Source organism: Paenarthrobacter sp. CM16 (assembly GCF_013179505.1).
In the GTDB taxonomy this organism is placed as follows: Bacteria; Actinomycetota; Actinomycetes; order Actinomycetales; family Micrococcaceae; genus Arthrobacter.
The window spans coordinates 1-11,317 of the sequence record NZ_JABMCX010000159.1 but is presented as its reverse complement, the minus strand read 5'-3'; the positions used below and the strand labels follow the sequence as shown (position 1 = coordinate 11,317).

At 66.4% G+C, this 11,317-nt stretch carries 9 protein-coding genes; 3 read left to right on the top strand and 6 right to left on the bottom strand.

The window, feature by feature from the left end:
• The first annotated feature begins 111 nt into the window (after positions 1 to 111).
• Together HP499_RS14545 and HP499_RS14540 are read left to right on the top strand one after the other, a co-directional pair.
• Positions 112 to 2,187 (top strand): DUF6807 family protein, encoded by a 2,076-nt coding sequence (locus tag HP499_RS14545; protein ID WP_172324828.1) that lies wholly within the window; start codon positions 112 to 114, stop codon positions 2,185 to 2,187.
• The gene (locus HP499_RS14540) at positions 2,184 to 3,401 is read left to right on the top strand and encodes a Xaa-Pro peptidase family protein (RefSeq protein ID WP_253951597.1); all 1,218 of its coding nucleotides are present in this window, start codon (positions 2,184 to 2,186) and stop codon (positions 3,399 to 3,401) included. The genes HP499_RS14545 and HP499_RS14540 overlap by 4 nt, the downstream gene beginning before the upstream one ends.
• A gap of 67 nt (positions 3,402 to 3,468) precedes the next feature.
• Here HP499_RS14540 and HP499_RS14535 read toward each other — a convergent pair whose 3' ends face one another.
• The 5 genes from HP499_RS14535 to HP499_RS14515 are packed head-to-tail and all read right to left on the bottom strand — an operon-like array spanning position 3,469 to position 9,475.
• Positions 3,469 to 4,920: an aldehyde dehydrogenase (NADP(+)) gene (locus HP499_RS14535; protein WP_172324826.1), complete on the bottom strand. Its 1,452-nt coding sequence runs from the start codon at positions 4,918 to 4,920 to the stop codon at positions 3,469 to 3,471.
• Positions 4,901 to 6,046, bottom strand: coding sequence for a mandelate racemase/muconate lactonizing enzyme family protein (locus HP499_RS14530; RefSeq protein ID WP_172324824.1), 1,146 nt, complete (start codon positions 6,044 to 6,046; stop codon positions 4,901 to 4,903). Before HP499_RS14530 ends, HP499_RS14535 begins: the two co-directional genes overlap by 20 nt.
• The gene (locus tag HP499_RS14525; protein ID WP_172324822.1) at positions 6,046 to 6,951 is read right to left on the bottom strand and encodes a 5-dehydro-4-deoxyglucarate dehydratase; all 906 of its coding nucleotides are present in this window, start codon (positions 6,949 to 6,951) and stop codon (positions 6,046 to 6,048) included. Before HP499_RS14525 ends, HP499_RS14530 begins: the two co-directional genes overlap by 1 nt.
• Positions 6,948 to 8,024 (bottom strand): NAD(P)-dependent oxidoreductase, encoded by a 1,077-nt coding sequence (locus HP499_RS14520; protein ID WP_172324820.1) that lies wholly within the window; start codon positions 8,022 to 8,024, stop codon positions 6,948 to 6,950. The genes HP499_RS14525 and HP499_RS14520 overlap by 4 nt, the downstream gene beginning before the upstream one ends.
• Positions 8,025 to 8,053: 29 nt before the next feature.
• On the bottom strand, positions 8,054 to 9,475 hold the full coding sequence (locus HP499_RS14515; protein WP_172324818.1) for a Gfo/Idh/MocA family protein: 1,422 nt from the start codon (positions 9,473 to 9,475) through the stop codon (positions 8,054 to 8,056).
• Positions 9,476 to 9,655: 180 nt separating this feature from the next.
• Between HP499_RS14515 and HP499_RS14510 the strand changes: the two genes are divergently transcribed.
• Positions 9,656 to 10,687, top strand: coding sequence for a LacI family DNA-binding transcriptional regulator (locus HP499_RS14510; RefSeq protein WP_172324816.1), 1,032 nt, complete (start codon positions 9,656 to 9,658; stop codon positions 10,685 to 10,687).
• 41 nt (positions 10,688 to 10,728) lie between these two features.
• Here HP499_RS14510 and HP499_RS14505 read toward each other — a convergent pair.
• Positions 10,729 to 11,317, bottom strand: a 589-nt coding sequence (locus HP499_RS14505) for a FadR/GntR family transcriptional regulator (protein WP_172324814.1), incomplete at its 5' end; no start/stop codon positions are given.

Here is an 11,317-nt window from a genome sequence, read left to right as displayed (position 1 = left end):
CCACGTCTTCACCCGGGCCATGCAGGAGGAGGCCGCAGCATTCCTCGCCGCGGCACTGCGGCCCAGCCAACCCGGCCCTTCCCCAACACCTGACCTCGCTAGGACAGACTCATGACTCAGCCCTTAACCGCCACCGCTGCGGAGGTGCACCCGCGGCTCCCCCGTGTTGCCCTGGTGGGTGTCCACGGCTTCGGCGAACGGCACCTCGCCAATCTGGATCGCTTGGCTGCTGTCGGCAGGCTGGACCTGGTGGCTGTGGCCGATCCCCGCCCGCCTGCCGAAGGAAAACTGGCCCCCGGCGTGGAGGTCTTCCCCTCCCTGGACGATCTCCTGGCGGCAGGAAGCGCACCGGACGTCGTCATCATTTCCACGCCAATCCAGACGCACGCACCGCTGGCCCTTGCTGCCCTCAAAGCCGGGGCACACGTGTATCTGGAAAAGCCGCCCGTAGCGTCCATGGCGCAATACGAGGACCTCATGGCCGCGGCTGCGAGCGCCGGCCGCCTGGTTCAAGTGGGATTCCAGAGCTTGGGGTCCCAGGCCCTGCCCGCAATAGACGCCTTGGTGGCCGGCGGCGAAATAGGTGAAGTCCGCGGCATCAGCGCCACAGGGCTGTGGCTACGGAGCAAGGCGTACTTCAAGCGCTCGCGATGGGCAGGCAAGCGAAGCCTCAACGGCACCGATGTGGTGGACGGCGTGGTCACCAACGCCTTGGCGCACGCCGTGGCTACCGGGCTGCGGCTTGCCGGCGCCCGGACGGTCTCTGACGTTGCCTCGGTGGAGACGGACCTTTACCGGGCCAATGACACCGAAAGCGACGATACCTCCGTGGTGCGGGTCCGGATTGTCGGTGATACCGGGTTTGCGGGCAATACCGTGCTGACGTGCGCACTGACGCTGTGTGCACCGGTCCAGTCCGCGCCGACGGTGACCGTCCATGGGACGTTGGGGCAACTGACGCTCTCCTACACTGAGGACCGCCTGGAAATCAGCTCCCTGCAGGGCACCCGCGTGGAGACGTTCGGCCGCATCGACCTGCTGGAGAATTTACTCACCGCCCGGACGGAAGAAGATCTCCTCAGCCCCCTCGGCGGGGTGGGGGCCTATGTCTCGGTGCTTGAAGCCATCCGCACGGCCGATGCGCCCCGGAAAATCCACCCCGACTTCGTCACTTGGGTAGGCGAGGGCGACGACGCCCACCCTGTGGTCCATGGCATCGAATCGCTGATCCGCCGGGCAGCCCTGGGCCAGAATACGTTCGCTGAGCTCCGAGCGCCGTGGACGGCATCCGGCGGACCCACGCTGGACACTCTGGACATCAGCGGCACGCCGGTGGCTACCCTGCAATCCGGATCCCATATCCGGCCCACGTCCTCCCCGCGCCCCTACCTCCACCCTGTTCGAACCCTTGCGGGAACTGTGGTTACCGATCACGTCCCCGAGGACCACGTGTGGCATCTGGGAGCAGGCGTTGCCCTCCAGGACGTGGACGGCATCAACTTCTGGGGCGGCCGGACTTACACCCGGGCTGCCGGCGCCTACGTCTGGCGCAAGGACCACGGCCGCATCGTCACCGAATCCGCGGAGCACGTTGACGGAGAACGGCGCGAACAGCTGAGCTGGCTCGGCCCGGACGGAACACCGGTACTGCGCGAACAGCGGAAGTGGCGCTGGGCCGCCGTCGGGCCTTCAGCGTGGAAGCTGATGTTGGATTTCACGCTGGAATCAGCCACGGGACGTCCGGTTCTGCTGGGCAGCCCCGGCTCCAACGGGCGGCCCCAAGGCGGGTACGGGGGTTTCTTTTGGCGCCTCCCGAAGGTGGGCGACGCCACCATCTGGACACCCGCGGCACGTGGCGAGGACGCCGTGCACGGCAGCGCCGCGCCGTGGCTGGCTTGGTCCGGAACGTTCGACGCCGGGACCGCCGACCCCACCCATGTCACCGGCGATCCCGGGCTGGGCCACCCGGCCACCCTGGTGTTCCTGGCCGCACCGCAGGCGCCTGACCCGTGGTTTGTTCGGCATTCAGGCTACCCGGGCGTCGGCCTTTCGCTGGCTTGGGACGCACCGGTGAGAACAGAACCTGGCCGCCCGGTCCATAGGACCGTCACCGTCCTCATCACGGATGGCTTCCTGGCAACACAAGATATTGAACGTCTCATCTCAACTTTGGGGGAACCGGCATGACCACGCCTACTCAATCCACGCCCTTGGCAGGGCAGACACCTACGCAGGCATCGAGGCCGGCGAGCGTCTCCGCAACCAACGGCCGCACCGCCCCCGGCCCAACGACGCCCGGCCTTACCCTGCCCGGCCGTACGGCACCGGGCCAAACGGCGCCCGGCAACGTAGCCGACCGCGCGGTCAAGCGCCGGCGCGTGCTGGACATCCTGGACGCCGCAGGCCGCGATTCGCTGTTGCTCACCTCCAACACGGCCCTCACCTGGTACCTGGACGGGAGCCGCGTGCACATCAGCCTGGCGGGCGACCCCATCGCTGCCCTGCTGGTGGACCGTTCCGGCGACCACCTGGTCACGTTCAACAACGAGGCCGGCCGGATCGCCGCAGAGGAGTTGCCGGAGGGCGTCAGCCTGGACACCGTTCCGTGGCATGGCCAACTGCATGCCGTCGCAGCCGGGCTGGCTGTTGATGGTGACCCGCTGGTGGAAGCAGCCGTCACCACGGAACTGCGTGCCGCCCGCCAGCAACTCCTGCCGGCCGAAACGGCGCGCTACGCGGAGTTGTCTGCCGACGCCGCGGCCGCCATGACGGACGTCCTCACAGCCGTCAGCCCGGAAACCACGGAGTTCCAGCTCGTCTCGGAGCTTGCCGCGAGGATCGTGGCCGTGGGCGCCGAACCGCTGGTCCTGCTGTGCAACGGCGCTTCCCGGAGCGACTTCCGGCATCCGTTGGCCACGCACTCCCCCATCGGCCGCCGTGCCATGGCAGTGGTGTGCGCCCGCCGGAACGGACTGGTTGCCAACGTCACCCGCTGGGTGGCATTCGACGCCGGAACTCCCCAGGAGCTCGACGCCGAGGCCCGCATCGCCGCCGTCGAGGCCGACATCTTCAAGGCCACGGTGCCCCGGGCCCGGCTCAACACCGTCTTCACCGAGATTCAGCAGGCCTACGCCCGGCACGGCTTCGGCGATGACCAGTGGACGCTGCACCACCAAGGCGGGCCGGCCGGTTATGCTGGCCGCGATCCCCGCGTCACCGCCGATGTTCGGGACACTATTGTGCTGAACCAGCCCTTCACATGGAACCCCTCCGGGCCCGGCGTGAAGATCGAGGACACGGTGTTGCTCACGGAATCCGGCCTGCGGATCCTGACCACTGACGACCGTTGGCCGACCACCCAAGTGGAGGGCCGCCGTCGTCCGCTGACGCTGCGCCCCTGACACCTGGCTCCCCACACGAAAGGGGCGGGGTCACCGTGATGGTGGCCCCGCCCCTTTTTGTGTGGGGTTAGCTGAGGGTCAGAACGCCGTCCACGCGGCGGGGGATGCCCAGCGGGTTGGCGTCGTGCAGCGCCGGGTGCAGGACTGTTTCGGGAGCATCCTGGTAAGCCACCGGACGCTGGAATCGGCGGACCGCGGTGGCCCCCACGGAAGTGAACAGGGACGTCGTGGCCGGGTACGGGCCGCCATGCTGCTGCGCCCAGTTCACGGCTACACCCGTGGGCCAGCCGTCGAAAAGAACCCTTCCGGCGAGGCCGCTGAGCTGCTCAACAAGGGCGGAAACGTCCTCGCCCGGCTGTGCGTGCACCGTGCCCGTGAGGCTGCCCGGGACCTTCGCCAGGGCTGCGGACAGTTCTTCCTGGTTGGCATACTCGATCAGCAGCGTGGTGGGGCCGAAGCACTCTTCCAACAACTCTTCCGGGCGCTCCAGCACGTTGGCTGCACTGGTGGAGAAGACCACGGGTGCGGCGCCGTCGGCCAGGCTGTCCTGCTGCACTGTACCGCTGACGACGGCGACACCTGGCTGGTCAGCGACGTTCCGTAGCCCGTCCGGGTAGGCCTCGGCGATGCGCTCGGTGAGCATGGCAGCGGTGGGCTTGTCCTTGCTGGCCTCCGCCAGATGCGATGCGAAATCAGTACCGGCAGGGATGAACACGAGTCCCGGCTTGGTGCAGAACTGTCCGGCGCCCATGGTGAACGAGCCTGCCAGCCCCGCGGCGAGCTGCTGCCCGCGTTCGGCGAGTGCGTCCGCCGTGATGACTACCGGGTTCAGGCTGCCCAGCTCACCGTAGAACGGGATCGGCTCGGGACGGGAGGCTGCGAGATCAAACAGTGCGCGTCCACCGGGAATGGAGCCGGTGAAGCCGACGGCCTTGATGGCCGGGTCCTGAACCAATGCTGTTCCTGCCTCGCGGCCACTGACCAGGGCGAAGATCCCTTCCGGGACCCCTGCCTTGGCCAGGGCTTCGCTGACAATCTCGGCGGTCCGCTCGGAGAGCCGGATGTGGCCGGAGTGAGCCTTGACGATCACCGGGCAACCCACAGCCAGTGCGGACGCGGTGTCACCGCCGGCAACGGAGAAAGCGAACGGGAAGTTCGACGCCGAGAACACCGCTACCGGACCGATCGGACGGAGGATGCGGCGCAGGTCGGGCTTGGGCGGGGTGGATGACGGGTCAGCGTGATCAATGACCGCCTCCAGGTACGAGCCCTCGGTGATCACGTTGGCGAACAACCTCAGCTGCCCACTGGTCCGTGCCACCTCGCCCGTGAGCCGGACCGTGCCCAAGCTCGTCTCGGAATCGGCGATCGCCACCAGCTCAGTGACGTTGGCGTCCAAGGCATCGGCGACGGCGTTGAGCCAGGCGGCGCGCTCGGCGTCGGACGCTGCTGCGGTCACCTTTGCTGCTTCCGTGGCTGCTGCAGTGATGGCTGTCAGGTCAAGAGTTGCTGTACTCAATGCGGTTTCCTTTACTGTCGGGGGCTGCGCTTGCAGGGGCTGGCTGGTTGACGGTGAACTCGAAGCCAAGTCCCGGGCGGCCTGTGCTGCTGAGCCTGCTTCTGCCGGTGCTGTTGCTGATCTTCACCGGTGAGGGCCCGGCCAGGATGCCGAGTTGTTCGAAGGAAGCGTCTTCCACGTCCTCCACGCTCACGGCGTCGGCCAGGGTGAGCGCCAGCTGACCGGAGAGTTCCGGGAGCAGGTGCGGCGCCACCCTGATGCTGTTGGCACGGGCCAACTCAACGATCCTGCGGAACGGGGTAATGCCGCCCACGCGGACGATGTTGGGTTGGATGATGTCCACAGCTTCAGCTTCGATGAAGTCGCGGAAACGGTAGATGGTGTGGACGTTCTCACCCAAGGCAATGGGCACGGGCGAGTGCTTTCGCAAGCGCCGGTAGGCCCAGAGGTCATCGGCGCGGATGGGCTCTTCAAGCCACTCCAGTCCGTACTCCCCCAAAACATCCAAGGCACGGAAGGTGTGGGCGAGGTCCCAACGCTGGTTGGCGTCGATCATGAGCAGCCGGTCCGGGCCAATGACCGCACGGACTGCTGCAACCCGTTCGGCGTCTTCCCGGAGCTCCGGCTTGCCCACCTTGATCTTCACGGCGTTATGCCCGGCAGATACCCATCGCTGCGCCTGCTCCACAAGCTGCTCCAGGGAGTAGTGCAGGTTGACACCGGAGCCGTACACCTCAACGGACTGGTGCCGCTGCCCAAGAAGTCCTGTGACAGAGGTACCGGCCTGCCGGGCTTTCAGGTCCCACAGGGCCAGGTCCACACCAGCCATCGCGATGGTGGTCAGGCCTCCCCCGCCGGCTTCATGCAGCCGCTTCCACAACTGGTCCCAGACAATCTCAGGGTTGGCTTCCAGCCCCACGATGAACGGGGCAATGTCGTAATCCAGGAGGGCTTTGACCGCCTGGGGACCAATGGTGGGCGTCCACGAGAAACCGTGGCCCGTGCCGCCGTCGTCCGTGCTCAGTTCGGTGACTATTACATGGTTCTCAGGCGCCTCGGCACCCCAGCTGCGCAGCAGCGGGACCGTGATCAACCGGGTGGTGAGGCCCGTAATGCGGGCCTGCATCAGCTGCCGGCCAACTCGTGGCCCTTGGCCAGGATGGACTTGAGCTCCAGCAGCTGCTCCTCGGAAGGATCCACCAGAGGCGGACGAACCGGGCCTACGGGAAGCCCTGCCAGACGCAGGCCGGCCTTGATCAGCGAGACACCGAACCCGGGAGTCTGGTCACGGAGACGGACGAGTGGAGCGTAGAAACCCTCCAGCAAAGCGTGGCGGCGGTCCTCGTTACCGGACATGTAGGCGTCGTAGTAAGCCTTGGCGATTTCCGGGGCCATGGCGAATGCAGCCGAGGAGTAGAGGGGGATGCCAAGGCCGCGGTAGGCGCCCTGCGTCAGTTCGGCCGTCAGCAGGCCGTTGAACAGCGCAAAGTCGGTACGTCCGCTGGCGTTGATCGCGGAGACGATTTCCTGGGCCAGGCCGACGTCGCCGATTCCGTCCTTGAAGCCAACCACCTTCGGGTTGGCGGTGAGGCGGGTGATGGCCTCGGCCGTGAACTTTGCCGTGCCGCGGTGGTAAACGATCACCGGCAAGCTGCTCGCGGCGGCGATGGCCTCCACATAAGCCACCACACCATCGGTGGGGCCGGTCACCAGATACGGCGGAAGCACCAGGAGGGCGTCCGCGCCGGCTTCCTCAGCCACCTTCGCGGCGGCAATGGCGTGGCCCAGCGGTCCGCCGGCACCGGAGACCACCGGCACGGCCCCTGCAACAGCCTCGACGGCGGCAGTCACCACGGTGCGGATCTCCTCAAGTGAGAGCGCATGAAATTCGCCTGTGCCGCACGCGGGGAAAACGCCGCCGGGGCCGAAGGGCAGACGGGAGGTGATGTGTTCCTTGAGCAGTGCTACATCTACCGTGCCGTCCTCGGCGAAGGGGGTGACGGGGAAGAACAGTACGCCGTCGAAGTTCATGGTGTCTCCTTGGTTGCTCCCGCCGGGACCAGGCCGGCGGGGTTCTCGTCGTTGAGTGCTGCCTGATTTAGTGTTGCGCCGTTCAGTGCTGCGCCGTTCGGCGCTGCGCCGTTCAGTGCGGCTTGTTCGTTCAGTGCGGCTTGTTCGCTTGCCGCTGTGTCGGCCCCTTCATACGGCGGGGTGAGTTCGGTGCGCCAGGACCGCTTCGGTTCCCAACCGAGAAGCTCACGGGCTTTGTCGATGGAGAAGGCCGGGCTGGTTCCGGTGAGGTGCTCGGTGAGGGGTCCGCTGCCCGGCAGGAAGCGGGGGAACAATTCCGAGAGCGGCGCGGTAGCCAAGGCATCCTTGGCGCCCACAAAGAAGACCTGGCCGTTGGGAATGCTGTCCAGCTTCTCCAGCAGCACATCCAGGAAGTCAGCCACATCCCGGGCATCCACGTAGTTGAACAGAGCCGGCGCGGACAACGCGGGATCATCCAGGCGTTCCCGGATGGTGTGGCCTTGCTGCGTCAGGGCCCCTTCCCACTCCTCCGGGGAGAGGACGTAGCACGGGCGGAAGGCAGCGTACCGGATCCTGTCGCCCTGGGCTGCGGCGAACATCTGCACTGTCTGCTCGGCAATCAGCTTGGACAAGGCGTAAGCGTTCCACGGCTTGGGCGGCGTCTGCTCATCCAAGGGGAACGACGGCGGTAGCCACCCGGCCGGTGAGCCATAGCCCAGGGCGGTGGGGCTGGACGCCGTCACGATCTTCGGCACACCCGCGTCGGTGGCCGCACTGACCACCGCGTAGGCGAGCCGGGTGTTCGTGCTGAAAATGACATCCTCGGGTGCGCTGAAAGGTACGGCAATAGCAGCGAGGTGAATGACGGCGTCGGGCGCTGTTTCCCGGATGAGCCGCTCCGCTTCCCCGGGTGCCAGGAGATCAGCGGTGTGCTGTTCGGCTCCGGCGGGCAACTGCTCAGCGGGGATGGCGTCCCGGTCCACCGAGATCACCTTGTGGCCGGCGTCCGCCAGCCCGGCAACAACGCTGCGCCCCAGCCGACCGGAACCTCCGGTGACAAAAATCCTGCTCATGGTGTGTTCCTTGCTTGGTAGTGAACGGGTCAGGCCTGGCTGCGGCTGAGATCGACGCCGAGGCCAAGTTCGCTGATCCGGACCGGGAGGTCGGTGTCCAAGGACTGGTTGCCGGCAATTCCCACCGAGACGGAACGGAGTCCGTCGATGTAACCGGACGGACGGCCCAGCGGATCAATGCCGGGACCGTTGAAGAGGTCCGAGAGCAGCAGGTTGTCGCCGCCGCCGTGGCCGCCCTCACCGTTGACGATCGGGACTTCGTAGGCTGCTTCCCAGTGCCGCTGGACCACCAGGCGCTCGCCGTTTCGGCGCACGGCGTCATCTTCCTCGATGGGCGTGGCGCTGGGGTCAACCACGGTCTTTTTATCGGTGGAAGACTCGACGGCGGCACGCTCCACCACTTCGAGCTCGGCACGGCCTTCGGTGCCGTTGACGGTGACGCGGTAGCCCTCCCACGGGCTGTGGGCGTTCAGCGAGTAGCTCAGCGTCGGGCCACCCTGGTAGTCCACTACGAGGGCCAGGTTGTCCTCGATGGTGATGCCCTCGGTGAAGACGTCCTGGTCGCGGATGTAGCCGTCGAACTTTTCGTTGTCGTAGTACAGGGCCTTCAGGCGCTCGTCGTCGCGCATGTCCAAGCGGAAGGGATCGTGCCCCAGGCCGTCGACGGTGCCGCGCTCGGGGCGGGCTCCCAGGCCACGCTCGGCAGCGTTCTTGTCGCCGTAGAAGCGCAGGCCGCCGGAGGCGAAAACGCGTTCCGGAACGTCGTTGATCCACCAGTTGACCAGGTCGAAGTGGTGGGAAGCCTTGTGGATGAGCAGGCCGCCGGAGTTCTTCTTTTCGCGGTGCCAGCGGCGGAAGTAGTCGGCGCCGTGCACGGTGTCCAGGACCCAGCTGAAGTCGATGGACGTGACCTTGCCGATCACGCCGTTCTGGATGACTTCCTTCAAGGCAGTGTTGCGGGGCGAGTAGCGGTAGTTGAAGGTCACCACCACGTTCTTGCCGGTCTTGGCCACGGCTTCGGTAATGCGGCGGCATCCGTCAACGTCGATGGTCAGCGGCTTTTCAACCACGACGTCGGCACCGGCCTCGAGTGCTTCGACGATGTAGTCGGCGTGGGTGTAGTCCGGCGTCGTGACAATGACGCGCTCGATGCCATTGGACTGAATGAAGCTGGTGAGCTGGCCGGGCTCGAAGGATGCCACCGGTTCCGTTCCGCCAAGTTCGCGGATGAGCTCCTGGTAGAAGTCCACCCGGCCCTGGTTGACGTCGGAGAGCGCAATGAGCTCTGCAACGTCCGCGTGCTGCCCGTAGATGGCCCGGATGTACATCTCGGAGCGGCCGCCGGTTCCAATGAGGGCAATGCGGGTCCGCTTGCCGCCTTCGGTCCGGGCTGTGGGCGTGGCCGATGCGGCTGATTCTGTCTGGGTCTCGGCTGAGTCGACGGTGACCATGTGGGATGCCCCTTTCAAAAGGCAGGAGTGAACCGCTTGACGGCCCGGCTTCGTGTGGGAAGAATCATGAGAAAGCGTTTTCTCAGAGCGTTATAAGCTTTGTATCAAGACTCTGGTGGTCACGTCAACCACTGCTCCAACGACGGTGCATACGGGAGACGACCAATGGGAAGGGGCCACATGGCACGCAGGAACACCAACAGGCGCGTCGGGATAGCCGACGTCGCGGAGAAGGCCGGGGTTTCGCACGCCACGGTCTCCCGCGTCATGAACGGTAATGCCGCAGTGGATCCAGGGATCGCAGCGCGGGTCCGGGCAGCCGCCGCTGAATTGAAGTACCAACCCAACCCGGTGGGGCGCAGCCTCGCCCTGGGCAAGACCGACACCATCGGAATAGTTGTCCCGGACCTGGCCAACCCCACCTTCCAGGCCATCCTCCGCGGCCTCAGCATCGCCGCAGCCCAGGACGGGTACCGCGTCCTCATCGCAGACTCCTCAGAAGTCACCAGCGAGGAAGCAATCCTGGCGGGGGAAGCCCGGCGTCGTTGTGACGGCGTGGTCCTCTGCGCTCCCCGCATGGCCGATGCCGAACTCGAAGAGCTGGCGCCCACCCTGCACCCCCTGGTACTCATCAACCGGACCACCATCGCCACCAACACCCCGAGCCTGAGCGTGGACTACGGGCAGGGCATCCAAGAACTGGCACAGCATCTGGTCTCACTGGGACACAGGCGGCTGGTCTTCCTGTCCGGCCCGGAGCACAGCGCCTCCAACCGCCAGCGCCTGGTGGGGTTGGACCAGTTCCGCGCCGAGCACCCGGACATCGAGCTGCAGATGCTGCACGGCGGCTCCAATTTCGACTCCGGCCACGAATCCACCGAAGCCATCATCGCCAGTGGCGCCACCGGCGTCCTGGCCTTCAACGACCTCGTGGCCATGGGTCTGCTTAGCGGCCTGCACGAGCGCGGGATCCGGGTTCCGGAGGACATTTCCGTGACGGGTTTTGACGACATCCCCTTCGCCAAATACACCACGCCCCCGTTGACCACGGCAGCCGTGCCCATCAACGAGCTCGGCAGCCTGGCCTGGCGGAGGATGCGGGAGCAGATCCAGCAGGCCGGCGAGACAGCTACCCAGGCACAGGACGAGTTCTCGCCCAGGGTGGAGATCCGCAAGAGCACGGCGGCACCCGCCCTCAAGCCCGCGAGTTGACACCTCACCCCCATGTTTCCCAAAAACATGGGGGTGAGGTGTCAACTGGGCGAGGGGTTTGCGCCCACTCCGGCCTCTTTGTAGAAGCCTTGGATGTGGGCGGCAACAAGCTCAGCTGCTGTGCCGCCGTCGTGGTTGTTCACGGCGTCGAGGATGGCACGGTGCTCCGCCCGCAGGCGGGTGGACGTCGCGTTCCAGTCGGGGAGGTTTCCAGTGAGCTCACCCGCGTAATTCTCGATCGCGCCCCGGAGCGAGGCCATCATGGCGCTCACCACGGAGTTGCCGGCTGCCTGCGCCAGGGCCACATGGAACCGGGCATCGAGGGCCAGGAACGTATCAATATCCGGGGCGGCGTCCATCTGGTCCAGCAATTCCCCGGCCTCCTCCAGCGCCGGAACACCCACCTGGGCCCGTTCCGCAGCCCAGGATTCCAGCAGGACACGGGTCTCCACGATGTCCGCCACGGGAAGATGGCGCGTTGCCACGTGCAGCCTCAATGTGGAACCCAGCGCAGAGCCGGGCTCGGCGATGACCACGGTCCCGGCGTCCTTGCCCGAACCCACCCCCGCGCGGACCACGCCCATGGCCTCAAGGATCCGGACGGCCTCGCGCACGGATGTCCTGGAAACC